General features: G+C 48.5%; 23 protein-coding genes and 1 pseudogene. 11 read left to right on the top strand and 13 right to left on the bottom strand.

Annotated features, from left to right (window positions below):
- Positions 1 to 22: 22 nt before the first annotated feature.
- Entirely contained in the window at positions 23 to 3004 is a 2982-nt protein-coding gene (locus tag NDA06_RS09155; protein WP_190984898.1) for a GAF domain-containing protein, read from the bottom strand.
- A gap of 370 nt (positions 3005 to 3374) precedes the next feature.
- Here NDA06_RS09155 and NDA06_RS09160 point away from each other — a divergent pair, with 370 nt between their 5' ends.
- Positions 3375 to 4544 (top strand): quinone-dependent dihydroorotate dehydrogenase, encoded by a 1170-nt coding sequence (locus NDA06_RS09160; RefSeq protein WP_190667354.1) that lies wholly within the window; start codon positions 3375 to 3377, stop codon positions 4542 to 4544.
- A gap of 66 nt (positions 4545 to 4610) precedes the next feature.
- Here the strand turns inward: NDA06_RS09160 and NDA06_RS09165 are convergent, their stop codons facing one another.
- Positions 4611 to 5798 carry a PAS domain S-box protein gene (locus tag NDA06_RS09165; RefSeq protein WP_199292331.1) on the bottom strand — a complete coding sequence of 396 codons (1188 nt, stop codon included), beginning with the start codon at positions 5796 to 5798 and terminating at the stop codon, positions 4611 to 4613.
- A 1225-nt stretch (positions 5799 to 7023) separates the two neighbouring features.
- Between NDA06_RS09165 and NDA06_RS09170 the strand changes: the two genes are divergently transcribed.
- From NDA06_RS09170 to NDA06_RS09190, 5 genes are all read left to right on the top strand, one after another.
- On the top strand, positions 7024 to 7254 hold the full coding sequence (locus NDA06_RS09170; RefSeq protein ID WP_190984899.1) for a hypothetical protein: 231 nt from the start codon (positions 7024 to 7026) through the stop codon (positions 7252 to 7254).
- Between the two features lie 183 nt (positions 7255 to 7437).
- Positions 7438 to 7695, top strand: a complete 258-nt coding sequence (locus tag NDA06_RS09175) for a hypothetical protein (protein WP_190984900.1) — start codon at positions 7438 to 7440, stop codon at positions 7693 to 7695.
- Positions 7696 to 8047: 352 nt separating this feature from the next.
- Positions 8048 to 8305, top strand: coding sequence for a DUF1816 domain-containing protein (locus tag NDA06_RS09180; RefSeq protein WP_190414070.1), 258 nt, complete (start codon positions 8048 to 8050; stop codon positions 8303 to 8305).
- A 438-nt stretch (positions 8306 to 8743) separates the two neighbouring features.
- A complete protein-coding gene (locus NDA06_RS09185) occupies positions 8744 to 8962 on the top strand; it encodes a hypothetical protein (protein WP_190430515.1) in 219 nt (72 codons plus the stop codon).
- Between the two features lie 187 nt (positions 8963 to 9149).
- Complete coding sequence (locus tag NDA06_RS09190; RefSeq protein ID WP_190414066.1) at positions 9150 to 9821, top strand: alternative oxidase; 672 nt, start codon at positions 9150 to 9152, stop codon at positions 9819 to 9821.
- A gap of 27 nt (positions 9822 to 9848) precedes the next feature.
- Here the strand turns inward: NDA06_RS09190 and NDA06_RS09195 are convergent, their stop codons facing one another.
- Together NDA06_RS09195 and tmk are read right to left on the bottom strand one after the other, a co-directional pair.
- A complete protein-coding gene (locus NDA06_RS09195; RefSeq protein WP_190984901.1) occupies positions 9849 to 10850 on the bottom strand; it encodes a DNA polymerase III subunit delta' in 1002 nt (333 codons plus the stop codon).
- 143 nt (positions 10851 to 10993) lie between these two features.
- Positions 10994 to 11656: a dTMP kinase gene (gene tmk / locus NDA06_RS09200; protein WP_190984902.1), complete on the bottom strand. Its 663-nt coding sequence runs from the start codon at positions 11654 to 11656 to the stop codon at positions 10994 to 10996.
- 47 nt (positions 11657 to 11703) lie between these two features.
- Between tmk and NDA06_RS09205 the strand changes: the two genes are divergently transcribed.
- Both NDA06_RS09205 and NDA06_RS09210 read left to right on the top strand, forming a co-directional pair.
- Positions 11704 to 11889: a hypothetical protein gene (locus NDA06_RS09205; protein WP_190984903.1), complete on the top strand. Its 186-nt coding sequence runs from the start codon at positions 11704 to 11706 to the stop codon at positions 11887 to 11889.
- Positions 11890 to 11948: 59 nt separating this feature from the next.
- The gene (locus NDA06_RS09210) at positions 11949 to 12296 is read left to right on the top strand and encodes a hypothetical protein (protein WP_190414060.1); all 348 of its coding nucleotides are present in this window, start codon (positions 11949 to 11951) and stop codon (positions 12294 to 12296) included.
- Positions 12297 to 12344: 48 nt separating this feature from the next.
- On the opposite strand, the gene NDA06_RS09215 is transcribed toward NDA06_RS09210, so the two are convergent.
- The 6 genes from NDA06_RS09215 to NDA06_RS09240 form a co-directional block, all read right to left on the bottom strand.
- Positions 12345 to 12767: an FHA domain-containing protein gene (locus tag NDA06_RS09215; protein ID WP_190414059.1), complete on the bottom strand. Its 423-nt coding sequence runs from the start codon at positions 12765 to 12767 to the stop codon at positions 12345 to 12347.
- A 71-nt stretch (positions 12768 to 12838) separates the two neighbouring features.
- Positions 12839 to 13033, bottom strand: a complete 195-nt coding sequence (locus NDA06_RS09220) for a hypothetical protein (RefSeq protein ID WP_190438021.1) — start codon at positions 13031 to 13033, stop codon at positions 12839 to 12841.
- 114 nt (positions 13034 to 13147) lie between these two features.
- The gene (locus tag NDA06_RS09225) at positions 13148 to 15598 is read right to left on the bottom strand and encodes a heavy metal translocating P-type ATPase (RefSeq protein ID WP_190984904.1); all 2451 of its coding nucleotides are present in this window, start codon (positions 15596 to 15598) and stop codon (positions 13148 to 13150) included.
- A 473-nt stretch (positions 15599 to 16071) separates the two neighbouring features.
- Positions 16072 to 16548 (bottom strand): DUF2752 domain-containing protein, encoded by a 477-nt coding sequence (locus NDA06_RS09230; RefSeq protein WP_199292049.1) that lies wholly within the window; start codon positions 16546 to 16548, stop codon positions 16072 to 16074.
- Positions 16549 to 16596: 48 nt separating this feature from the next.
- The gene (locus NDA06_RS09235) at positions 16597 to 16860 is read right to left on the bottom strand and encodes a TM2 domain-containing protein (RefSeq protein ID WP_190414164.1); all 264 of its coding nucleotides are present in this window, start codon (positions 16858 to 16860) and stop codon (positions 16597 to 16599) included.
- 113 nt (positions 16861 to 16973) lie between these two features.
- Positions 16974 to 18518 (bottom strand): CPBP family glutamic-type intramembrane protease, encoded by a 1545-nt coding sequence (locus tag NDA06_RS09240; protein WP_190984905.1) that lies wholly within the window; start codon positions 18516 to 18518, stop codon positions 16974 to 16976.
- Positions 18519 to 18770: 252 nt separating this feature from the next.
- Between NDA06_RS09240 and NDA06_RS09245 the strand changes: the two genes are divergently transcribed.
- Positions 18771 to 20114 carry a histidine phosphatase family protein gene (locus NDA06_RS09245; protein ID WP_190984917.1) on the top strand — a complete coding sequence of 448 codons (1344 nt, stop codon included), beginning with the start codon at positions 18771 to 18773 and terminating at the stop codon, positions 20112 to 20114.
- Positions 20115 to 20190: 76 nt separating this feature from the next.
- Positions 20191 to 21456 carry a dihydroorotase gene (locus NDA06_RS09250; RefSeq protein WP_190984918.1) on the top strand — a complete coding sequence of 422 codons (1266 nt, stop codon included), beginning with the start codon at positions 20191 to 20193 and terminating at the stop codon, positions 21454 to 21456.
- 96 nt (positions 21457 to 21552) lie between these two features.
- Here the strand turns inward: NDA06_RS09250 and lepB are convergent, their stop codons facing one another.
- Entirely contained in the window at positions 21553 to 22146 is a 594-nt protein-coding gene (gene lepB, locus NDA06_RS09255) for a signal peptidase I (protein ID WP_190414052.1), read from the bottom strand.
- Between the two features lie 258 nt (positions 22147 to 22404).
- Here lepB and NDA06_RS09260 point away from each other — a divergent pair.
- Positions 22405 to 23748 (top strand): annotated as a pseudogene (locus tag NDA06_RS09260) (dihydroorotase).
- Positions 23749 to 23839: 91 nt separating this feature from the next.
- Here NDA06_RS09260 and tsaE read toward each other — a convergent pair.
- Entirely contained in the window at positions 23840 to 24292 is a 453-nt protein-coding gene (gene tsaE, locus NDA06_RS09265) for a tRNA (adenosine(37)-N6)-threonylcarbamoyltransferase complex ATPase subunit type 1 TsaE (protein WP_190984919.1), read from the bottom strand.
- A gap of 14 nt (positions 24293 to 24306) precedes the next feature.
- Positions 24307 to 24435 (bottom strand): hypothetical protein, encoded by a 129-nt coding sequence (locus NDA06_RS09270; RefSeq protein ID WP_277878299.1) that lies wholly within the window; start codon positions 24433 to 24435, stop codon positions 24307 to 24309.
- Positions 24436 to 24557 lie beyond the last annotated feature (122 nt).

Genomic DNA, 24557 nt, shown 5'->3' on the forward strand with positions numbered 1-24557 from the left:
GCATTCAATTTTTAATTTTTAATTAGACCATTGGTAGTAACAACCGAGTTAAGTAGCGGTGTCCTTCCATCTGGTAAAACTGGAGATCGCCGCCAAAAGAGCGCACGAAGCGTTGGCAAATCTTCAAGGTTGGTTCGAGATGGAAACCCGCTCCTACGGGTGTTGTCAAATCAAAACTTTCCGAATCGGTCATTAACAATTCCACGAGGGAAGCGCTGACCTCTTGGGGAATTTTGACTTCAGCCTTGAGATGAATCCGGCTGTTTGCGGTTGCCTTACGAGCTGCGATCGCTAACAGTTCGGAGAGGACGCATTCCAGCTTAAGCAGGTCGCTATATACGTGAAGGTTGCTACCCACTCCTCCGATGGATACTTGAATCTGGCGCTGATGGTAGAGAGGTTGAACGAACCAGAGCGATCGCTTCAACACATTCACTAACGGCACCTTTGTCAGTCGGCGCTTCAGCTGCCACTGCTCCTCCTCCACGAGCGGGGCGAACTCCCCAAGGATATTCCCTAGTTCGCGGATGAGTTGTGAGGAATGCATACGCGCTAAAGATTTATCTGGAGGATGGCCTTTAGAAGGTACAGAACTGTCTGCACGATTGGTTTGTTCTCCCAGCGGGATGTCTGATAACCCCCCCCCTACAAGTTGATTCAGGCGGTTAAGGCGATCGGCGGCAGAGGAATGCAAGCTTGCCATACAACGATGTTTATACCAGTTCAGCTGTTCTAGGTTTCTGACTTGCCCATAGAGAGCGGCGTTTTCCAAGGTGTACTGGCGAATCCGAGCGAACTGTCCTATCAAGGTTTCCACAACCGGAAGTAAGTGTTCGGGCCACTGACGCTGGGGGCTGTCTGCCAGCACAACCAGACCACCGGAAGGATGAAGGGGAGTTGTTTCCTCCTTCGTCCTTCCGCCTTCATCCTGGGGGAGAGCCATGACCAGCAAGCAGCCGATACTGGCGCTGCTCAGCCATTGCCGGGATCTACCGGGGATTTGCGTGCCCCGCTTTTCTAGAAGACCCTCAGTCGTTAGAGCTTCCTGAATCAATGCATCGTTGAGTGGAACCGAAAGGTCGGGGGGAAGGGCAAACCGCGAGTTTGCCATCACCGCCGCCGCTACCTTGGCGTTTTCAATCCGAGAATCTTTCCGAGTGCCTCCCCAAGTAAGCAAGAGCGCTAGAGGAGATTGCAGCATCTCAGAGAGGAATTCCACCCAAGCCCGATCGAACCCGGCTGGGTCTGGCGGTGCCGATAAGAGAATCTTCAAGCCAGCCTGGAAGAAGGATTGGGCTGACTCTGAGAGTTGGGTGGAGGTTCTCATCTCCAAGGTGCGGACTGCCAAACTTAATTGTTGGCTGACGATGCCTAGTAATTGGCGCTCGGTTTGGTTCCAAGTTCGGGGGGTGTTATGACCAATGACAACAAGGGGTAAGTTCTCTTCCGAGTCTGGGTCATCAGAGGCGTCGCGACTGGACATCCGGCAGACTAAAAGCGATCGCACGCCTAAACCCGCCAAGCTTTCCCGCCAGCGACCCAGTCGCGGGTCTTGTTCCCAATCTTCAATCGTCACGGCTTCAGGACTTTCCTCGATTAGCTGCCGGTCAGCACCTGTAACAGCCCTGAGGGAAGTTGTTAGGGGTCTTCTATTCAGTGGCTGGCGCTGGTAAACAACCGAATAATTTTCAGCTTTCTGTTTTGAGTTTTCAGTTGAACCTGGAGTAATCGGGAATGAGTCTTGTTCCCCATTCCCGAACCATGACCCATGACCACTTCTGGGTTGTTGCAGTACCAAAAAACGTTCTGCCCCTAGCCGCTTCAAGAGCAGCTGGGCACACTCATCTAAGGCTTTCTCAGCGTTTGTGTTGTCGGCGAGAATACGGGCACACTCTGCCACCAGTTGGGCATCCTGTTGGGTACGCTCAAGCGTTCCTTCTATCTCCTCACTTCCTGCCCCTAGGGAAATCAACTGAGCAGCCGCACGAATGTAGTTTTTTTCCGCTTCTTCCCAAATGCGAGCTTCATTGCCTTCCACTGCCAGAAAGCCCACCAGTTCCTGCTTTACCCGAATCGGTGCAGCCAAAAGGGAGCGTGCCCGCAACCTGGAGAGCAAGCGCCCGGTTACTTCGGCTTTTAGGGGGCTTCTACCCGCGCCAATGGCAATCAGCCGATTTTCATTCAGAGCTAGATAAAATTCGCTGACTTCTTGGACGGTAAGACCAGCAGCAGCACTGGCGGCTGAGGAAGCGAGTCCCCTAGATGTCTGGCGGTTGCCAACTCGGTGCCAAAAGTAGCGTCGCTCCGGGGAATACCAGTAGACGCTGGTGCGAGTTGGTCCAATAAATTGCTGCGTCATGGCTACCACAGCCTCTAGGCGTTGATCCATCGCAGGCATCCGCGCCATCTGGTCTAGCACCTGAAATAGCGGCTGGTCGGGGCGCTTGGTCGAGGAGTGCTGCCAGTCAAGTTCAATCTGGTACAGGGCAGCAGCTAATCCCCCAAATAGCATTGACATCTGGGCTTTTTCTCCCGGTCGAGGAGTGGCACCCCACAAGGACGATCCCAATAGCACGACACCAAAACAACGGTCTTTGCAGCGCAAAGGATAAAAAAACGCACCCTGAATTCCAAATTGTTGAGCTGCTCGACGCCATTCTCCAGCCCGCACTTCTTCGCTGAGATTCGGGACGCCTAAGGACCGCTGCTGGATGACTACCTGCTCCAGAAGGTCGCCGGGACTTAGGGTAAACTTACTTTTAAGAAATTTTGTGTCGCCGGTGGGAGTGACGCCGCCTTTGCCAAATAAACGGTGATCTAAGCGATCGTAGAGGCCAATCCAAATCAGGCGATAGTCAAACTCGGAGGCGAGATAATTCAGGGTGGTTTCGATGAGAACGTCAACATTCTCCTCTTCCCGCATGGTCTGAAGGACGCGCCCCAAGGCAACAAGTTGGTTTTCGTAGTCCGCTGGACTTTGGTCTGGAGTGTGGTGTTGATCCATGTTATTCAACCGCGACCCGACTCATTGCGATCGCTTGTCGCTTGTCAGATTTCTCACTTGAAAGTAGGACTGTTAGCGTAGCGGCGCTCTACTCCCGGATTGCCCGAACAAACCAGAGCGTCTCAAAAAGAAAGATTTTCAGCTTGTTCGTTGTGAAACTTTGCTCATCGGTGAGTGTCTTAAAACTCGGAAGTCGGGCGTGCGGGAAAGAGACTTTCATGTTTTCGGTATGAACTTTGTTCGTGGGTGTCTCTTGCAAAGCTTGTAATATCTAGAATGCCCTTACTTGAGGATAGTCGGTTGTCAATTATTAGTTATTTTTGTTTTCTTTTTTACCAATGACTAATGATTAACGACGAATGATTAAATTATGGATATCTATCAACTCGCAATTCGTCCGGCGTTATTTTCTGGATTGAAAGCCGATCCAGAATGGCTGCATCAACAAACGCTCCATCTGTTCAGCACTCTTGCCGGTTCGCCTTCTCATCCCCCCAAAAGCTGGATTGTTGCACAATTACAGCAATCTTACGCCAAGAGAGATGTTCGCTTAGAACAAACTCTGTGGAAGCTAAAGTTCCCCAATCCAGTGGGTCTAGCCGCTGGATTTGATAAGGATGGCGTCGCGGCTGGGATTTGGCCTAGTCTCGGCTTCGGCTTTGCGGAACTCGGTACCGTAACCTTACACGCGCAACCGGGAAATCCCCGTCCTCGCTTGTTTCGCTTGCCGATGGACAAAGCCGCCCTCAACCGGATGGGATTTAATAACCAAGGAGCAGCGGCAATGGCGCAAAGGTTGGAAAGTTGGAGTGGAAAGTTAAAAGCTGAAAATTCCAACCTTCAACCTTCAACCTTCAACATTCCCCTAGGAATTAATCTAGGTAAATCTAAGATAACGCCACTAGAGGCTGCGGCTGCTGACTATCTGGGTAGTTTTCGCCTTTTGAAGGATTTGGGAGATTACTTTGTCGTTAACGTTAGCTCACCCAATACACCGGGATTGCGAAGTCTCCAGTCTTCGGATCAGCTGAGTCTGATTCTAGATGCCCTGCAACAGGAAAATCAAGGACAAAAACCTCTACTGGTAAAGATTGCCCCAGATTTGGAGTGGGAAGCGATCGCTTCTGTGATTGAACTTGCTAAAAATTACCAACTGGCTGGGATCATCGCCACTAACACCACTATCCGGCGCGATCATCTAAAAACCCAGATACTTTCCCCAACTGGTAAACCCGTGAGTGAAGAAGCCGGTGGCATCAGCGGTGCCCCTTTAAGGGAACGTTCTACCGAAGTCATTCGCTTTATCTTCCAGCAAACGCAAGGTCAACTGCCCATTATCGGCGTCGGCGGCATCTTCACCGCCCAAGATGCCTGGGAGAAAATCGCGGCGGGTGCTAGCCTGATCCAGGTTTACACTGGCTGGATTTATGAAGGTCCTTGGATGGTACGCCGCATTCTGGAGGGTCTGTTGCAAAAATTGCAGGAACACAGCTTAGCGTCCCTCTCTGACGCCGTTGGCATAGACAGTCTTCAGACTTGATTTCAAGCTACCCACTGTCACTTGTTAATCAACCAACAACTGATAACTCACCCCTAACCGCTTACTCTAGAAGCTTCCCTCTTTGAGGATAATGTGGTATTTGGAGTCAAAGGAAATCTTTCCTTCTTGCTGTAACTTCCCTAACAAACGGGTAATTGTCACTCTGGTGACGCAGCAGGCATTGGCAAGGTCTTGATGGGTGAGACGAACGCTCAAACGAGTTCCCTGCGGCACAGGTTCGCCAACTTCCTGTTTCAGCAGCAACAATAGATTCTGCAAGCGGTCTTGCAATCGTCGCTGACCAGAAATCGCCAAAAGCGATTCTGTCTGCCGCAACCGCAAATTAATTTTCGGTAAAATAGTCTGGGCAAGATGAGGGGAGGCTGTTATCTCTGAGAGGGAAATGTTAACTATCTGCACGTCCGAGACGGCAGTTGCTTGATAGGTTGACAGGGCGGTTAAACAAGAGCCAAAAGGCATCGAAGGACCGACTAACCCTACCAGCACCTCTTCACAATTGTCACTCATCGTACTCAGCTTCACCAAACCCCGACACACTAACCACAGGTTTTGAGGGTCGAGGGGAATGATTTCTCCTTTGGAGTAAGCCTGTACAGGGCGATCTTGCTTGAGGTCGTAGTTATTTTTTTCTAGCGCCTTCTCTACCCGCTTGCGCTCAGTGATATCGCGAATCAGCCAACGCAATGTGACGGCTTTGCCTTCCCCATTATTATGAGTAGTGGCGACTGTTATCCCCGCGTCAAAAATCTCACCTTTACGGGGCTGTAGGCGTACTGTCCACTCATATACTCGTTGCTGCTCATGCAGCCGAGTCAGTTCGTTACGAAAGATTCGACGTTCTTCTTGAGGAATGAAGATGACAAACGGTTTGCCCACTAAAAACTCTGGCGACACGTTGAGCAGTTTAGCAGCAGCGCGGTTGGCTTCTCGGATTGTCCCTTCTGCATCCGTCACCAGGTAGCCTTGCGGTGCTAACTCGAACAGATCCTGGTAGCGGTGGCGTTCGGCTTCCAACGCCTGTCGTGCGGCTACAAGTTCCTCATTCTGCTGGCGTAGTTCCTCTAGCGCCACTTGTAGCGTTTCCGAGGCGATGCCCAACTCCTTGAAGGCGACTGGCAGTAGCTCTGGCTCTTTAGGCGGAGCGATGGTTGCCCCTTTGTACAGCTCAGCTAATCGCCAGTTAATTTGCTGAATTTGTTGGGCAAATAAGTTCACATTTATTTCATTTTTCATAGTTTTACCTTCACTAAGGGCATGATTGAGAACTTCTTACCCTCTATCAAGTTCACTGCTTTTTTCCTTTTAACATTCCTTTCTCTAATTGCGCCCTTCCAAAAGAGGCAATCCTTGCTCCCCCTATTTATCTATTTATTAAATGAATAAATTAAATATGCAAATAGCGGCAAAAAGTAAATTTTATTTAACTAATGTATATTCAAGCTTATTTTTTGAGATTATGGAAATAATTAGGGTTTTCTAACTAAATATTTAGCGATTGGAAAATCTTTGATGTACAACACCCTGTAGTGTGGAACGGAGCGCAATGTGAGTAAAGCACAAGGGAGATTCTATCACTCTCTGCATACGCTTTGCGATCGCTTCACAAAGTTGCTTTGCACTAAGCACCGCTTCGTTAACGAACGCAATCAAGAGTTCAGTTACGCGGGGTATGAAAAGACAAGTTTTGAAAGAACCTAATTAAAATTGCTTGTGATTTTTAATACAATTATTTACTGAGTTTACATCAATCTATTTCTTCAGATAGATGCAGGCGAAGAGGACAAAAGTTAAGCCTTAGATAATCGTTATCCTGCCGCAAGAAGCTGCAACGGGATATACTGACAGACAACACCAAGCCCCTAGAAAGCAACTGATAGGGGCTTTTTGTATTCAGAATTGCAAATAGATTTAAGGTTCGCTGATTCCTCTAGTGTAAGCGAAAAATCAGGTTGAATGAGAATAATTTCGTTTATTTATTAGCGATACAATTTTAGCTAAACAGTTAAAAACTCTGCTAGAAATACTGAAACCGTTATGTATGCGATCGCGTAACAGCACCCCCGCGAAGTTCCCTAAGCTGTCATCGCTTACAAACACCAATAAAAACCTCCTGATTAACTCCAATAGAAAGTTTTTTTGGATGCGCAATCGCCTAATAATTTCCCAGTCGGTTCATTCTATCTTAGAAGTGCAAGGCAATTCTCGCGATCGCCGTTTAAAACTCTTATATTTTATAAAACAGATGTCTCAAAGCTGTAGCTCTTACGCTTGTTTTGACAACTTTACTGTTCTATCCACGATACCCCTATCTTTCCTAAACATAGGTTTTGTGCTTCCAATCACAGGTAAATTTAACATTCAACCCAGCCCTGTGGTAGAAGTTTGGTAAAACAGTAACGGGTAAAGTTACAAAGGTGCATTCTTACGGAGTTGGGCAAACTGCCCTAGCAGTTTTTGTATGCAAAAACAAGAAGTTTCCCTATCTGTGTCATCGCCCCATTGCGTTTTGAAAAACTTCCAGGCTTCCTCATCATTAGCCACAGAGGAAGATACCAATCAACGCCAGCGATTAACCTTCCCCCACCCAGATTACAGTTCGCTTTGTGTTTGGCAGCTTCCCACCTTACCTCGCCACTATCGCGTTCGCGAAATATCAGTATTTCCTAGACTGCTAAAACTAGGGATATAAATAACAGTAGACTTTATAAAGCTAAAACATTAAAGAATGTTGTAAAAATCAAGATGTTTTGTGAATGATGGGAATAAGTAATGGTTTTTGATTACCGATTTATAAATAATTGAGCGGAGGCAATTAATCTTTAATTAGCCTACCTGTTAATTAACTATAAAATTAGTTATAGAGGGTTGTACTATGCCAGAGAATATCAATAAATTAAGCTTTCTCAACTCCCAGAGTCGTTATTGGGGTCGTTTCACTCCAGAGGAGCTAGCTTTTAATGCGAATTTACAGGAATTTGCACAAAAAATTTCTTATATATCTGCGTTGCAAACCGGAGGTAAGATTTCTTCCGAACAGGCATACAAGGATATTAAGTCTCTGTGGAAGCAGTTAAAGACAAGTAAAAAAGAACTAGGCGTGGGAGCAAATATCCCAAAAACAGAAAGCTAGTGATGGTCAACAGTTACGCTGCTAATGTCAGGGTTTATTGATTATTCAGCAATATCTTGAACTTTAAGGTTGTATTGCATACACTTGTGCCAAGTTGCATCCGTTAAACTAGAATTCAAGAACAAATTTTGTGTTTGATATTCTTTGAGGTTTTCTAAAAGATATAAAATATCAATTTGGCGATCGCATCTGAGTACAGTAACGCAGTTGTATGAAAGCAGAATCCTACAACTATGAGCCTACTGCCAGGTTATCCTATCGAGCTGGGCAGAACTGTCATTCAGTTCAAACGAGAATTTCAATGCCTCTGTCTAGTTTGTCTAATCCCTAATTCTCTTAGTTATCACTTCCTATGGCACTGCTCAAAACAATCAAAGAGGTCTTGACAGGATTTGCACAAGGTCTCCGAATGTCTTGGTGGGTGGAAATTGCCACTACTGAGCCTCGCTGTATCTACTATTTTGGTCCCTTTCACAACTCCGCTGAAGCAGCAACTGCGTGCCCTGGCTATATTGAAGATATCCAAAGTGAAAAAGCTGGCGGGATCGAAGTCACCATCAAACGCTGCAAGCCAAGCGTGTTGACGATGTGCGAGGAAGAAGTCAACTAAGAAAACTGTCCGAAATCTACCATTCAGTAGTTGGTATATAAGATCACTAAGAGATTTAACGTAATGCCCACTCCTCCGGTAGAAGTTCAGGGAAGGGGTAGGGATTAACTTGGTTGATAAGGACAACAAATGAATGGCAATCTCCCTCTGGGAGTTTCTACACGGTACTACACGGTCAGGGAAACAGCGATTATCCTCCGGAAACGCTAAGTCGGATGGCGAACTGACAACTCAGCGCTAGGCTAACGCCTCGCTTCGCTAACGCTATCGCGCTTTTGTTAACCCTTCCTTGTCGAACCCTCTGCTTAGTAAACTCCCAGCTTCCCTTTTAAGGGAATGTTTGTAAATTACACTTGGTGGCGCTATTGCCTGAGCTTTTGTAACTTAGCGTCCCTATTAGTTTATATTTATAAACACTATTGAGGAGACAAAAAGATTATGACTCAACCTCAGTTCCATGATGAATTGACCCTTTCGGAAACAGCAGAACAATTTGGAAAAAAAGCTCTAAAGTTAGGTCTTATCCCTAGTTTTGTCGTCCGCTACTTTCCAGATAGCAGCCAATTCTATATTCCTAACGAAACCGAATCTGAACCGCTCACCCCAGAAGAGGCATATCTGCGTCTGAGAAAATTAGTGGAACAATCTGGTCAATAAGTGTTGTCCGCACAGTAGATGTCCGGCAGTCTCAGTAGGTGAGTATTAGGTAAGTATAAAAATTCAATATCAGCTAGCCTCCTGCACTACATCAATAGGGTTACTTGGTTTGTTAATTATTTTACATTTATTTATACTTAATCCATGAGTTTATAATTATTAGTCGTTTTAAAAGCAGACTAGGAGAATGATTCGTTTACTCGTTAGTTTCTTAGAATTTATTTTAAAAACTTTTTACCAAGAGCGATGGTATGCAAGATTTTATGTATTGGAAACGATCGCTCGCGTTCCTTGTTTTGCTTATTTATCGGTTCTTCATCTCTATGAAAGTCTCGGCGCGTGGCCTTATGCTGATTGGATCAAGGTTCACTTTGCTGAGTCCTGGAATGAGTTGCATCATCTCCGCATCATCGAAGCATTGGGTGGGGGGAAATCGTGGAGCGATCGCATGATTGCTCGGATTGGCGTCCTGGCTTACTACTGGATTCTAGTCTTTGTATACATGATTGCTCCCAGATCGGCTTACTACTTTAATCAGTTAGTCGAAGAAGGTGCTTACCACACCTACGATAAATTTCTAACAGAGCATGAGGCTGAACTCAAAACTCAGCCAGCTCCACAGATAGCAATTGATTACTACCACGAGGGCGATCTTTACATGTTTGATGATTTTCAAATCTCTCATACACCAAGGGAGCGTCGCCCAAAAATTGAGAATCTTTATGATGTGTTCGTTGCCATCCGCAATGACGAAAAAGAACACATCACAACCATGATTGCCTGCCAGCAACCAGACGCAAAAGAAAAAATTAAAAGCCCCCATTCCCCTGAATTTAAGCCCTCATCTGAAGAGAGTTAAAGCAATTTTTTCCTCTCAAATGGTGGCTTAAATCATTTCTAATAGCGTTACTTCCCAGACAAGTCGCGGTTGAGCATAACTCAGGAGAGATTGGCGGGCTTTTTCGAGTTGCTGGAGGGGCAATTTATGAATTACACCGTTCAAGAATTGCTGCCAGTAAGTGTGCTGTAGATAATCAACTAACCACAGTTGGGCTTCTGTATCGAGAGTTTTATCAATCCGTTTGGCGAGTTCAAGGGCGTCACGAAACGATTTTGGCAGATGGATAACGTCCTGAAGTAAGTCTTGGGGAATCGTTTGGAGTTGCTCCCAGGAAGCGATCGCACTTCCCGGACTGCCTTGCGCGATCGCTAACACTGTCGGATGTTCCAAAATCTCTTCATGACCCGTCTTCCGCAACACCTGCTCCATTGCCGCCGAGTCTAAACCATAGAAAGGAATGTGCTGACAGCGCGATACCAGCGTCGGTAACAACGACGACGGCGTTGGTGCGATTAAAACCAGCGTTGCTCGTCCCGGTTCTTCCAGGGTTTTGAGTAAGGCATTTGCAGCCGCTTCTGCCATTGTTTCTGCTTGTTCCAGCACAACGAGCGATCGCGGTGCCTCCAGCGCCGAACGTCCCAGAAATTGAGTAATTTCCCGAATTTGCTCCAGCCGGATTTGCGGCGGAGCCTTGCGCTTGACACCCGCTTCGGCGGCTTCGGCGGCAGATAATCGTTGACCCTGATGCAGATAGGTCGGTTGCACCCAAAATAAGTCTGGATGATTGCCCTGCCGCAAGCGGTTTTTGATAGACGCAATACTCCCCTTGCTTGCTTCCTTAATCACAGGAGATTCGGGGGCGTCTGGCTCAGTTGCGGGTACATTAGCACAGAACAAAAGGTCTACAAAGCACCGAGCCGCCATGCTGCGTCCGACGCCTTCGGGACCCGCAAATAGATAGGCAGGAGCAATCCGATTTTGAGCCACTGCCTGAGTTAGTAACTCAAGCGCTCGGTTTTGTCCGACAAGTTCCGCAAAAAAGTTCATTTAACCGCAAAAAAAGGCAAAACTCAAAAAATTTGCAAGCAGTACCATTTACCCTAGAGACGCGATATATGGCGTCTGGAACCAACCCTCAAAAATTGTCTTGATAGTTTAATAGCCACTGCCAGGGAAGGAATTATAGATTTTTAATTTTCTAGAGACCATTCCCGAAACCGTTGAGTCAGGATAGCCTGAATTTGCCCTTGGACTTCTGCCTCAGTGCCACTGGCATCTACCCGGACAATCCGCTGGGGATGGGCTGCTGCTAAGGCTTTAAACCCCTGCTGTACCCGTTGGTGGAACGCCAATTCTGCTTGCTCTATTCGGTCGGCGGCTCCCCTGGCTTTAGCGCGTGCTAGACCTATTTCAACGTCAACATCTAGCCACAGGGTGAGGTCGCTTTCCAGTCCGTCTGTCGCCATTTGGCATATCTTCTCGATTAAAGATAGGCTAAGACCTCGACCATAGCCTTGATAGGCGATAGTGGAATCGGTGTAGCGATCGCACAAAATAATTCCTCCCGCCGTCAGGATTGGTTTTAGTACCTCCTCAACGTGCTGCGAGCGGTCTGCTGCATACAACAATAGTTCTGTCCGGTGTTGAATTGGGTGATTCAGAGTCCCTTCGAGCAACAAGCGGCGCAAAGCTTTACCCAATTCTGTACCCCCCGGCTCTCTGGTAATCGCTACCTGCGAGAAAATCGGAGATTCTGCCTTCATCCTTTCCAGAAGCCAATCGCGCGATCGCTGCATCTGAGTTGTTTTACCGCTTCCTTCCACTCCCTCAAACACAATCAGCTTGCCCTGCATTCCCCAATCCTTATCATCACAGCCCTTTTTTCTTGCTCAAGATCGGGATGTGGCTCACCAGAACCGATGAATCCACAACCCACTCATCCTTCATTCTTCCAAAGTATCAGTCAACCCCACCCGTGCTTTTGGTAACTTCCCTACTTAGTTCTTCCGGAGGAGCGACTGGTATGCTGGAAGCTGATAAAGGCTGGGTGATGGCTCTAGCCTTAGAAGCAAGCATTCCTTTCTGACCCGAAACGAAGGTTCGGTATGATAAGAGGGTCGAGGGATATGACGTCGGGGATTTTTTATGGCTCGCTATACTTGTTCATTTATCGTTGCAGTTCCCCTTGAGCGTCTCCAGCAGGTGCTCATAGAAGTTTTGGAGTCCTGTAATTTCGATATTATCTACAACACTGGAGACTACTTGATGGCTCGCGAGATACCGGGTCACGTCTCTTTTGCCAAGCTAGTGACGGTGGAAGTGCTCATCGATAAATCGACCGCTACCGACCGAGAAGTGCGGATGAATTTTGTAGTGAAAAACGAAGAGTTGCCCCTGCAAGTGGACAACCACTGCCACCAGATGTTCTATCAGGTGCATCAGGCGATCGCGGAAAATCGCCATTGGCAACTAGTTGAAAGCGTCGCCGGATAGACAAGCTTCCCCCTGGGAAGTTCTCAGGCGAGATTTTCATGGAGAAAATTAAGGTTCTTCCCCATCGCCAACCATATTGGGACTAATCAGGGTAATGTCCCACTCATCTGGAGGTCCCGTGGGAATGGATTCTCGCTTCAGGTGGAAATAACGTGCCCGCACTTGCGGCCCAAACACAATCTCATCTTCATCTTCGAGATCGTGAGCTTGGAGTTTTCGACCATTGATCAACAGACCATTGGCGCTGGGCTTGCCTTTGTCGCCATCGACAATTCGATAATAGTAAGAGCCATCCGCACGCAATTTTTGCACTAAAGTTGCGTGCCGGCGCGATACAAATTGGGAGTACAACCGAATATCACACTTCTGGTCTCTGCCAATGCAATATTCGGGCTTTTCTAAGGGGAACTCCTTACGTCCCTGATCATCTTCAATAATCAATATATGGTTCAGATGCAGTTTTACAGCCATTGAAAAATTATTTAGAGAGAGGGCGGTTGGTTTGTGAAAAACAGTTACTTAGACTAACAGTGGCACCATTCTCAACCGGCGGGATAAGCGCCTGTGCCTGCACCCTGAATATCAACACTCGACCGAGCATTATCTTGAGGAAAACAAGAGGCGCTTTGGCGGAGGTTGGCAGGACTCCAGCGTAACACCCTCGCCTTCCCTGAAGCCAGTGTCGTCAGCTTGGAGCAGGCTTGATGTGTTTGGAGGGTTATAATCTCCTCTATCATATTGTGGCACACCGAGTTAGCGGTCAATTGTTCGTTGGCAGTTATCGAAAAGCAGGTTTAATTTAAGATTTTTGTAACAAACCAATCCGACTGATTAAACGCGCTTGGACTCAATCAGTTATCGGTAGAGAGAGATTTACGGAGCAAAAGCGAGTTAGTGACGACGCTGACAGAACTAAAAGCCATTAATGCTCCGGCAGCAGATGGGCTGAGAACAAGCCCGAAAGTGGGTAGCAGCAGACCCGCAGCAACTGGCAAGGAGATAGTGTTGTAGGCAAACGCCCAAAACAGATTTTGGCGGATTTTGTTGAAAGTCGCACGGGAAAGCTGGATTGACTTGACAACATCCAGAAGGCGATCGCGCATCAGAACAATTTGAGCAGTTTCAATGGCGACATCGGTTCCCCCTTGGAGGGAAATGCCAACATCTGCTTGTGCCAAAGCGGGGGCATCGTTGATGCCATCACCAACCATTGCGACGTGTTGACCCTGAGCTTGTAGCTGGGCAATCGCGGCGGCTTTGGCGTCTGGACGGACATCTGCTAAGACATCCGAGTCTGGATTAAGTTCCAACTGAGACGCGATCGCCCTTGCCGCTTCTAGTCGATCTCCAGTCAGCAGCATCACCCGCAATCCCATTTGCCGCAGGCGAGACACCGTTGCTTTCGCATCCGGTCGGAGGGTATCGGTGACGCCAATCAACCCCGCTAATTGACCGTCAGCGGCGACATAAACCACCGTTTTCCCCGCAGATGCCAGTTGTTGAGCCTGGTTTTGTTCGGAATCGCTGAGGGAAATTCCTTGCTGAGTCAACCAGTCTGCATTCCCCAGTAAAACCCGCACGCCTTCAACCAAAGCCGATACCCCTAGTCCCGGTTCCGTATAAAACTCTTGGGCAAGGGGGATGGTTAACTCTTGGCGGTGCGCTTCTTCCCCGATTGCCTCCGCTAGGGGATGGGTGGTGCCACTTTCTGCCGCCGCCGCTAGTTGCAGGAGCATTTCTGGGAGGAAGTTCCCCACCGGCAAGTAATCAGTAACGACGGGATGACCCGTGGTAAGAGTGCCTGTCTTATCAAATACCACGATATCCAGGTGGTGTACCCGTTCCAGCACGTCGCCGCCTTTGATCAACAGCCCTCTTTCTGCCCCCAGACCCGTTCCCACCAAAATTGCCGTGGGGGTCGCTAAGCCTAAAGCGCAGGGGCAAGCGATGACGGAGACAGAAATTGCTAGCTTTAAACTGAGTAACAAAGCTGAGTGCTGTAGAGGTGGGGTTTCCCCGCCCATGCCGCTGGCATGGTGCATGACTGCGTGCATGGCTGAGTGGCTTTCTACCCCGACTGCGCTCAACATCGTGACATCAGGCCAAAGTTGAGAGCCGATGAAGTACCAAAATAAAAACGTGAAGGTTGCTGCTGCCAGAACGCCGTAGGTGAAGTACCCCGCCACCGTATCCGCCAATAGCTGCACGGGAGCTTTCCGGATTTGGGCTTCTTCGACCAAGGCGACTATTTGCGCCAGAGTCGTGTCCTTGCCGGTGCGAGTTGCCTTGATCGCGATCGCTCCCGACTGATTCAGCGTCCCAGCCGCCACCGAGTCTCCCGGTTGTTTCATGACCGGAACCGGCTCCCCAGTCAACATGGACTCATTCACCGTTGTCTGACCCGCCACCACTTCTGCATCGACTGGGATCTGTTCTCCCGGCAAAACCCGCAACCATTCACCTACGCGGACTTGCTCAACGGGGATTTCAATGCCTCCGAAGTCGCTCCCCTTGGCTCTGGGCGTAGCACCAGCAGCCGTTGGATTGGCAATTAGATGAGCAACTTTTGGCTGGAGCGCCAATAATGCCTGAAATGCTGCGGCGGCCCGACCTCTCGCCCGTTGCTCTAAGGTACGCCCAAGCAGGATAAAGCCTAACAGCATGACCGGCTCATCAAAAAAACATTCCCAACCCAGCTGAGGGAATAGCAACGCCACGCAGCTAGCCGTGTAAGCTGTAAGCGTTCCTAGCGCCACCAGGGTGTTCATATTGGGAGCATTTCGCCGCAAGCCCCGCCACCCATCGACTAATATCTGGCGTCCGGGAAAGAGTAACGCTGCCGTTGCTAATCCCCAGTGAAACCAAATGTTGGTCAGGGGTGAAAAATAAGCGGGAAAAGAGATGAAGTGTTGATTGAGATGACCAATTCCGGACAGCAAAATCAGAACGCCCGCAATGAATAATTGCCTCAACTGCTGGCGATTTTCTAGGGCGTGCCGTTCTGCTGGACTCAGAGTCTCTTTTGCTTTTTCGCCTGCGGTGGTGGCGAGGCGAGGCTGGGTCGGAAATCCAGCTTCTGTCACCTGTTTGGCTAACGCAACTGGGTCAATCGCACCCGCTTCGCACTCTACGACAGCGACTTCTGTCACCAGATTAACGCGGGCAGAAACGACGCCTGGATGCTGGATTAGCTGTTTTTCTACCGCTTTCACGCAGCCTGCACATTTCATGCCTGTGACATCCAAGGCGATCGTCTCTAGCGGCGATGCAGGGGTAGCGGCTACGGTTTGGGGGGATTGCATAGAGAATCTTGGGACTTTCCACGACACCTCAACGCCGGATTGTTCTGGCGTCTCTATTTTGAGGGTAGGCGAAAGTCTGGGCGATCGCGCAAAAATTCTTAATCTTTTATAAGTTAGTTACCCGCGAACGGTCAACGGCTACTCCAGCGAAGATACATCACGTAGACCAGTGCTAGAGCCTGCATTGGCATGAGCGCGGCATAGCCCCTAAAGAAGAAGTTAATCTCTAAGCTAGACATTACACTGAAATATCCCATACCTAACAAAGCTAGGAACATGGGTAAAATCAGTTTTTTGGGTTTGCGTATTAGCATATTAAGTCAGGAGAAAGATTTACAGAAGAACTTAATTTAAACACGAATAAAATATCGCCATATCTGTTAAACTTATCGTTGCAAAAACGACAAAATATAAACAAGCGATCGCAAATGATTTGACCTAAAAACCAAACTTTTTACACAAGCATGAATTCCTCAAAAAAATAGCTGACCCAAGGGTGAATGAACCAAGGCAAGATATAGTTCTCCAGACTTTGATAAATAATACAAGCGCAACGCATGGTAGCTTAAAATTAGAAGTAGGCTCAGCACCTGTAGCTTTCGGGTCCTAAGCATTTGAACATACAAGACGGCGATTTTACGTCCCGCGATTAGTTCAAGTGTAATATGAACTGTTGCAATCAAAAAGGCAGCGAATAAAACCGGGCCGAACAGGTGTTCTGCTAAGGCGCAACTCCAATCTCCTCGCACAATTGCCATAAAAGACCGAGTCATGCCACACGTAGGACAAGGAATCCCCGTAAAGTGCCGAATTGGGCAAACTAGGAACGTTACTTTATATCCTTGGTTATAAAAGTAGGTTCCCACTAGAGGTGCTGAACATATTCCTAATATCAACCAGCGAATCCGTCGAGCATTGCTAGACAGATTAGAGCGAGATAATTTAGACATGGCTCAAGTTAAGCTAGCATCTACCCAAGCGCTCTCGCAGGGGTCGATCTAAAACCAACCTTTCTTGCTAACAAGGTAAGTACTGACGAATTCTTCGTCAGATTTTGTCAAATAAGTTATTCCCTCGATCAAACCAATAATGCCCATAATTGGCGAACCGATTCCACAGGTAAGCAGGCTAACCAGCAACATGATGATGCCTTCTGTGTTATAGCCAAGAACAAACTTATGGATACCTAAAGCCCCGATAAGAATCCCGCAGACTCCAGCGGCGATTTTTTTGCTGGCATCAGTAGAGTTTCCATCCCTCATTTGTGTGAACCCTTGAAAAATTTGCTTTCCGCTTTTAGTGTTCCCAGTTGGGTAACGCATCTATCACAAGACGGAAAGCATTGATTCTTCTTAACAATGACTGGAAGGAAACATCACGCAGATCCACTACCCAAGAGGAAAAGACTCAGCAAAGTGCCACCATTCCAGAGAGAGTGGAGGAGTATCGGTGCAAGGAGGTTGCGCGATCGCGTATAAACCACTCCCAAAACCATCCCCAAAGTCGCCAGGGGCAAGATTTCTGAGAGATTCAGGTGAACAATCGCAAAGAACAAACTACTGAGCGCGATCGCTCCCCAAACGGGCATATAACGGGTGAGGGACGGCAACAGAAAACCGCGAAACAAGAACTCCTCAAACAATGGTGCTGCCACCGCCGCCGTCAAGAAAAAGATCGCCAGCGCCACACTATCTTGCCCCTCTAGAGCAATCGGTAAAATCGGATTGCTGCCCCCTTGTCCCTGCCACAGCTTTTGGTTAATCAGCGACACCACAATCACTAGAGGCAGCGCGACTAAATATCCGCCCAATCCCCAAAGAATCCAGTTTCCCCGCCAATTGAATCGAAACCAACCTTCTGGCAACGGTAAAAAAGAGCGGATAGATAAATACAGAACCAGCAGACACTCGAACGCCAATGTTGCATAACTCACCAGAACAAAAGCAGCTTGTGTCCGAATATCAAAGCTGGCTCGATTTAGGGGCAGTAAGCTAAAAAAGAGCGGCAGCAGAAATTGACCGATAAAGAAAAAGCCCACGACGAACACCTGCCAAATAATTTCGGCATTCCAAGGCGTTGTCCAAGGGAGATCGCCATTTTGAGCGAGGATGGCTTCTTTTCCCTTAATTAGCACTCCCGCTAGCAGAAAAATCAGCAATCCTAATCCCACCAATACTCCCACTAGCGGGATTGCTCCGACAATCGCTAATTTTGCAATTGCTGCTTCGGCGCGTTCCTGTTCTCGTGCCCGGAGTGCTGCCAGCTCCTCCTGACGATCCTGTACTTGGTAGAGTTTAGTCAAAGCGCGATCGCGGAACCAGCCGTCTAAATGCTCTTGAATTTGCGGCTGAGCATCCAACATCAGGCTGGGTGGATCGCTCCAAAGTCCCACCAAAATCGCCGCTGGCTTAGTCTGTAACTCGCTCGCCGCTTCCTGTTTAGACCGATTAATTAATTCCGTCCAAGTTTTAATCGCCGCGTCTGTTTGTCCTTGTTGAGCTTGTAAAATTCCCAACCGCAAGTCAAGCTCAGCAATCAGCTTTTTTACCTTGTTGATTGACGCTGGTAATTGCGGCTGCGATCTGACTGCATCGGGATTCAAATCGGCTTCCGATTTCAGCTTTTCGAGCTGTCCTTGCAGCTTTTCCAGAGTGGCTCGATCCTCCGAACGCGCCTCCTCATACTGCTTTTGGGCAGTTTTTAAAGGATCTTCACCTAAAAGAGCGTTCCGGGCGTTTGTTAAATTGGCATCACCAGCTTTGTCGCCCTGCCACTCACTCGCTTGGAGTAACAAATTCGTTTGGTACAGTTCCAGGCGACCTTGAATCTGAGGCTGATTCCAGCTATCCAGTAATGAGTGGGTAATCAGAAACAAAGCCAAAATTGTCAGCAACCCCAACAGCAACCGCTTAATTGTCATGAAAACTCCTGTAGGCTCTTAGTGTCACGGCACCTATGAGGAATATCTTAGATGCGTGTCCGGGACAGGTTAAAATTCTCCTGAACCTTTTTGCTCTTGATGATGGGCGTGGATTTCTCGCCTAGAGCATTAGGGGAACTTTACCTTACCAAACTGAGGCAGAGCCGACCTAATTCTTCTCTAGCTGAGCCAGCGAACAAGAATATGTAGGCTGCTGTCTTTGCAGTGCTAGTTTCCACGGAGGATATCACCCTGAATACTCGAGTCATTCTCGTGCGTCATGGTCAGAGCAGCTATAACAGTGAGCGTAGAATTCAGGGCCGCTGTGATGAATCAATTTTGACGGAAAAAGGTCGCGCGACTGCCCGTCAACTTGGCGCTACTCTGAGTAACTTGAAAATTGATGCGATTTACAGTAGCCCCCTGCAACGGGCGAAAGCAACCGCAGAGATCGTTCAATCCAGTTTGGCGACGCCTGCCCCCTTAACAGCGTCCGATAACTTGATGGAAATCGATTTACCCCTTTGGCAGAAAATGCTTTCCGTGGAAGTGCAGGAGAAATTTCCTGAAGATTACCAATGTTGGCATGAGCGTCCCCAGGAATTTCGGATGAGCGTCCCGACGCCAGAGGGATTAAAAGAACACTTCCCAGTCTTAGCCATCTACGAGCAAGCGCGGCAATTCTGGCAGGAAACTTTATCCCGCCATCCGGGAGAGACGATTCTCATTGTGGGGCATAACGGCATCAACCGGGCTTTGCTCAGTACGGCAATTGGAATATCGCCACAGCGCTACCATTCGATTCAACAGTCGAATTGCGGCATCAGCGTGCTAAATTTTGCCGCTGGTTGGGGCAAACCGGCGCAATTAGAGTCGATGAATCTCACTGCCCATGTGGGAGAAGTGCTGCCCAAGCCACGTCCGGGTCATCGCGGACTCCGTTTGTTGCTGGTACGCCACGGAGAAACCGACTGGAATCGCCAGAAACGCTTTCAAGGGCAAATTGATGTTCCGCTCAACGATAACGGTCGAGAACAAGCCCGGAAGGCGGCGGAGTTTCTCAAGGATGTGCCGATTGACTTTGCCGTGACTAGCCCGATGCTGCGTCCCAAGGAAACAGCCGAGATTATTCTGAAATATCACCCCAACCTCCAGATTGACCTACAGGCATCTTTTGCAGAAATTGGTCATGGGTTGTGGGAAGGAAAATTTGAAGAAGAAATTGAGCTGTCGTATCCAGGGATGCTGGAACAGTGGCGGGAGTCTCCGGAGACGGTGCAGATGCCAGAGGGGGAAAACTTGCAACAAGTGTGGGATAGAGCGATCGCAGCTTGGCAAGATATGGTCGCGTCTTACTCTGGAGATCGACCGAAAACAGGTTTGGTGGTTGCTCACGACGCCACGAACAAAGTCTTACTCTGCTACCTTTTGGGTTTAAATCCAGAAAATTTCTGGAGCATTAAGCAGGGGAACGGGGCAGTGACGGTTATCGACTATCTTCAAGGGCCAGAAAGTACGCCGGTGTTGCAAGCGATGAATGTCACAACTCACTTAGGTGGGGGCGTTCTCGATCAAACGGCTGCCGGTGCATTGTAGAGTGATGAGTTATGAATTTTGAGTTTTGAATGAAGAAACTTTTTATCTCAAAACTCAAAACTCAAAACTCGAAACGATTATGAATCAACTGCTTCAACAAGTACGGGTCATCGACCCAGTTTCTGGAACCGACCAGATTGCCGATATTCTGATTGCTGACGGTTATATCCAAACAGTCGAAACCGAAATTTCTGACTTGTCCGCTGACACGACCGTGCGGGATTGTCGTGGATTCGTCGTAGGGCCAGGGTTAGTAGATTTATACAGCCACTCTGGTGAGCCTGGGTTTGAAGAGCGGGAATCCTTAGCCTCGCTCGTTGATGCGGCAGCAGCCGGGGGCTTTACTCGACTGGCAATCTTGCCCGATACCCTACCCGTTCTCGACAATCTAGGGGGTTTAGCCTACCTTCAACAAGCCAAAATCCAACATCCAAAATCCAAAATTGAATTTTGGGGGGCGCTGACGCTCGGTATCCAAGGGCAGCAGATGACATCCCTGGCTGAACTGGCGGCGGCTGGGGTGGTAGGCTTTGCAGATGGTCAGCCTGTGCAGAATCTGGCGCTGCTGCGCCGCCTGTTGGAATATCTCCAGCCGTTAGGAAAACCTGTGGCGTTATGGCCTTGCGATCGCGCTTTGAGCGGCAATGGGGTAATGAGAGAAGGCTCGGCGTCGATTCGCTTTGGGTTGCCAGGAAACCCAGCGATCGCAGAAACATCGGCGCTGGCTGCTTTGCTGGAAGTGGTGGAAGCTACTCGCACCCCTGTCCATATCATGCGCGTTTCCACTGCTCGCAGCGTTGAGCTAATTGCGAATGCCAAGGCGCGGAATTTACCAATCGCCGCGAGTACTACCTGGATGCATTTATTGCACAATACGGAGGCGGTAAGCAGTTACGACTCGAACTTGCGACTAGAACCCCCTCTCGGCAATTCTTCAGACCAAGCGGCGCTGATTCAGGGGATACAGAGTGGGGTGTTAGACGCGATCGCGATTGACCATACTCCCTACACCTACGAAGAGAAAACGGTCGCCTTTTCCGAAGCACCCGCGGGCGCAATTGGTCTAGAGTTGGCTTTATCGCTTCTGTGGCACACCTTTGTTGCGACTGGCGACTGGTCAGCTTTAGAACTGTGGCGGGTTTTAAGTACCCATCCGGCGGAGTGTTTGCAGCAAAAACCGCCAGCGATCGCGCCCGGTCAACCGGCTGAACTGGTCTTATTTGATCCCCAGTTAAGCTGGACAGCGGACAGACAAACCCTAAAATCCCGCTCAGAGAATACCCCTTGGCTAGGGCGATCGCTGACGGGTCGGGTTTTACAAACTTGGGTAATGGGTAATTAGTCAGTCAAAGCGAAGAAATATCTAACGGTAGGGGCGGGTTAAGCGAGGGGTTTAGTGACTCACAAATATCTTGGTGAAACTCGCCCCTACTCCCTACTATTCCTTGGTATAAGCTGGAGCGCTATCCACTTCTCCGGCACGTTGGAGGGGCCAAAAGCGCACCACAGCACGACCAATAATTTTTTCGCGGGGGACAAAACCCCAATAGTGGCTGTCGTAACTGTTGTTGCGATTATCACCCAGTACCAGGTAGGAGTTTTCTGGCACCGTCACCGGCCCATAGGTATACTGTGGCTGTTCTTCAATATATTTTTCTGACAGGGGTTTCCCGTTGACATACACCCGTCCCCCTTTCACCTCTATCTTTTCCCCAGGTAAACCAATCACGCGCTTAATAAAAGCATCGTGAAAGTTTTGCTTTTCTAGCGCTTCGGTCGGCGCAAACACCACAATGTCGCCCCGCTGCGGAGATCGGAAGTTGTAACTAACCTTGTCTATAATCAGACGGTCATTGATTTGTAGTGTAGGCAGCATTGAACCCGAAGGAATGTAGCGTGCTTCCGCCACAAAAGAGCGAATTCCAAAGGCCAGAATGGCGCTCAAGCCAATCGTTTTTATTCCCTCTATGAAAGGATTTTCGGCTTTTGGTTGGGGGTTGAGGTCAGGTTGTTGATTCTGCACGTCAGTCATAAACGGTTAATCACTCAAGCAAATGAATGAAATTGATTCCCTAGGTAATTATTTATTTTAAGGAAGACGGATGATTCGCTATATATATTGTGTACAAATTTTGTCTAAATATATCCGGCTAATATTACAGATATTTAGCTTCTGTCGTTTACCCGGTTGCTGGATGGTCAGTTTAGAAAAGTGCCATCTTACGACAAAGCGCGATCGCACCATACAATTGTCGCTCACACTTAACTACTGCATCAACAACTGATTACCATGTTTTCTGTCCCCTCTCTGTTGATTCGCAATGCTCGAATTCTCCTGCCTACGGGTGAATTTTTGGTTGGGGAGGTGCAAACCTTGGGTCGGGAAATTGTCCGGGTTGCACTAAAATCCTAGCATCTGGAAATCCTAGCATCTGATAGTCTACTAGTGGATAAAGAGATAGACGTTCAAGGTCTGACTTTGTTGCCGGGAGTCATCGATCCGCAGGTACACTTCCGAGAACCGGGACTCGAACACAAAAAAATTTGTTCGCGGCGAGTTGTGCTTGTGCTAAAGGCGGGGTAACGTCGTTTCTGGAAATGCCCAATACTCGCCCTCTGACAACTACCCAGGCGGCTCTCGATGATAAGTTGCGACGAGGTGCCCAGAAGTGCTTAGTTAATTATGGCTTTTTTATTGGGGCAACCGGAGCAAATCTGCCGGATCTTCTAAAGGCGCATCCACCTGTGGAATCAAAATTTTTATGGGGTCGATGCACGGTCAATTACTGGTGGATCGAGATACGGTATTGGAGTCTATTTTTGCAAAGGGAAATCGCTTAATTGCCGTTCACGCAGAAGACCAAGCTCGGATAAACCAGCGACGACAAGAATTTGCTGGAATTCACGATCCAGCCATTCACTCTCAAATTCAGGATAATCAAGCCGCTCTTTGAGCTACCGAATTGGCGCTCTATTTATCTAAAAAGTATCAGCGACGCTTGCATATTTTACATCTGTCCACAGCCCAAGAAGCCGATTTATTACGTCAAGATAAACCGAGCTGAGTGAAAGCAGAAGTGACGCCGCAACACTTGCTGCTGAACACCAGTGCTTATGAGAAAATTGGCATTCTGGCGCAGATGAATCCGCCATTGCGATCGCCCCACGACAACGAAGTTCTTTGGCAAGCGCTACTCGATGGCTTCATTGATTTTATCGCCACCGATCGTACCCCCCATACCCTCGAAGAAAAAGCCCAAGAATACCCCAATACCCCTTCTGGAATGCCTGGAGTTGAGAGATGTCTGCCCCTGATGCTGACTTCAGCCATGCAAGGACGCTGTAGTGTTGCCCTTGCGAACTGGATGTCTGCGGCTGTCGCTAAGGCGTATCAGATTCCCAAAAAAGGTGCGATCGCTCCCGGTTATGATGCCGATTGAGTTCTTGTAGATTTGGACAATTATCGTCCAGTATTGCGCGAAGAATTGTTCACCAAATGCGGCTGGAGTCCCTTTGAAGGCTGGATTTTGACGGGATAGCCTGTTCATTCACCATTGCTGGCGGTCAGGTTGTTTATGAGCGGGGGAAGCTGAATCTAGAAGTGCGGGGTGAAGCCTTGACATTTAACGAATAATTAAACGCTCTCGGTACGCCAAGGTAAGCGCAAAGGTACGCAAAGGAAAGACGCGATAAATCAGTCTCTAAACGAGAGCGAACCTTTGTGTTTAAAATTTTATTGACTTAACATCAAACCCACCGACGGGAATCAGGTTGGCTTGGCGACCATTATTCGCACAGTAGGTTAGATGGACGCTTAAAAAGCTGGGCGGCTGATATGGCAACCGTTCTGCCCACTCTATCGCCACAATTCCCAGGGGCACCTCGAATCCTTCCCAGTAGGTTTCTAAATTCAAAGCTTCGACTTCTTCTGGCTGCAAGCGGTATAAATCCAGATGATACAGGGGGAGGCGTCCTTGTGCGTACTCGTTAATCAGAGTGAAGGTGGGACTCACAATCGGCTCGGTAATGCCCAAACCCTCGCCAATGCCTTGCACCAGCGTGGTTTTGCCAGCGCCCAAGTCGCCTTCTAATAAAAGTACATTACCGGCGGGGAGGGATTGACCGAGTGCAATCCCTAGCGATCGCGTCGCCGCCGCATCGGCAAGAGAAATGACAATTGACTCCAAATTACTCAAAACTCAAAATTTAAAACGCTTAAAAGTACACTACCAGCGCGGAGGGATTGACTGAGAGCAATCCTAAGCGATCGCGTCGCCCCGGCATCGGCAAGAGAAATGACAATTGACTCCAAATTACTCAAAACTCAAAACTCAAAACTCTACTGCCTGGGCGCGACTATACCACCTCAGCAACACCCGTGCCAGCCGCTCAGGATTGTGGCGTACATAACCCGTCTCTGGGTCTTCATCCATCACGTTGGTT

Source organism: Trichocoleus sp. ST-U1 (assembly GCF_039961835.1).
GTDB lineage: Bacteria > Cyanobacteriota > Cyanobacteriia > Cyanobacteriales > FACHB-T130 > FACHB-T130.

Coding starts and splice junctions, on each gene's coding strand:
- tmk (WP_190984902.1), bottom strand. CDS start 11,656: ATGCAGGGCAAGCTGATTGTGTTTGAGGGAGTGGAAGGAAGCGGTAAA.
- NDA06_RS09220 (WP_190438021.1), bottom strand. CDS start 13,033: ATGATAGAGGAGATTATAACCCTCCAAACACATCAAGCCTGCTCCAAG.
- NDA06_RS09195 (WP_190984901.1), bottom strand. CDS start 10,850: ATGAACTTTTTTGCGGAACTTGTCGGACAAAACCGAGCGCTTGAGTTA.
- NDA06_RS09205 (WP_190984903.1), top strand. CDS start 11,704: ATGTGGCTCACCAGAACCGATGAATCCACAACCCACTCATCCTTCATT.
- lepB (WP_190414052.1), bottom strand. CDS start 22,146: ATGACTGACGTGCAGAATCAACAACCTGACCTCAACCCCCAACCAAAA.
- NDA06_RS09235 (WP_190414164.1), bottom strand. CDS start 16,860: ATGAGGGATGGAAACTCTACTGATGCCAGCAAAAAAATCGCCGCTGGA.
- NDA06_RS09155 (WP_190984898.1), bottom strand. CDS start 3,004: ATGGATCAACACCACACTCCAGACCAAAGTCCAGCGGACTACGAAAAC.
- NDA06_RS09240 (WP_190984905.1), bottom strand. CDS start 18,518: ATGACAATTAAGCGGTTGCTGTTGGGGTTGCTGACAATTTTGGCTTTG.
- NDA06_RS09215 (WP_190414059.1), bottom strand. CDS start 12,767: ATGGCTGTAAAACTGCATCTGAACCATATATTGATTATTGAAGATGAT.
- NDA06_RS09185 (WP_190430515.1), top strand. CDS start 8,744: ATGACTCAACCTCAGTTCCATGATGAATTGACCCTTTCGGAAACAGCA.
- NDA06_RS09210 (WP_190414060.1), top strand. CDS start 11,949: ATGGCTCGCTATACTTGTTCATTTATCGTTGCAGTTCCCCTTGAGCGT.
- NDA06_RS09190 (WP_190414066.1), top strand. CDS start 9,150: ATGATTCGTTTACTCGTTAGTTTCTTAGAATTTATTTTAAAAACTTTT.
- NDA06_RS09170 (WP_190984899.1), top strand. CDS start 7,024: ATGCAAAAACAAGAAGTTTCCCTATCTGTGTCATCGCCCCATTGCGTT.
- NDA06_RS09225 (WP_190984904.1), bottom strand. CDS start 15,598: ATGCAATCCCCCCAAACCGTAGCCGCTACCCCTGCATCGCCGCTAGAG.
- NDA06_RS09160 (WP_190667354.1), top strand. CDS start 3,375: ATGGATATCTATCAACTCGCAATTCGTCCGGCGTTATTTTCTGGATTG.
- NDA06_RS09165 (WP_199292331.1), bottom strand. CDS start 5,798: ATGAAAAATGAAATAAATGTGAACTTATTTGCCCAACAAATTCAGCAA.
- NDA06_RS09175 (WP_190984900.1), top strand. CDS start 7,438: ATGCCAGAGAATATCAATAAATTAAGCTTTCTCAACTCCCAGAGTCGT.
- NDA06_RS09230 (WP_199292049.1), bottom strand. CDS start 16,548: ATGTCTAAATTATCTCGCTCTAATCTGTCTAGCAATGCTCGACGGATT.
- NDA06_RS09180 (WP_190414070.1), top strand. CDS start 8,048: ATGGCACTGCTCAAAACAATCAAAGAGGTCTTGACAGGATTTGCACAA.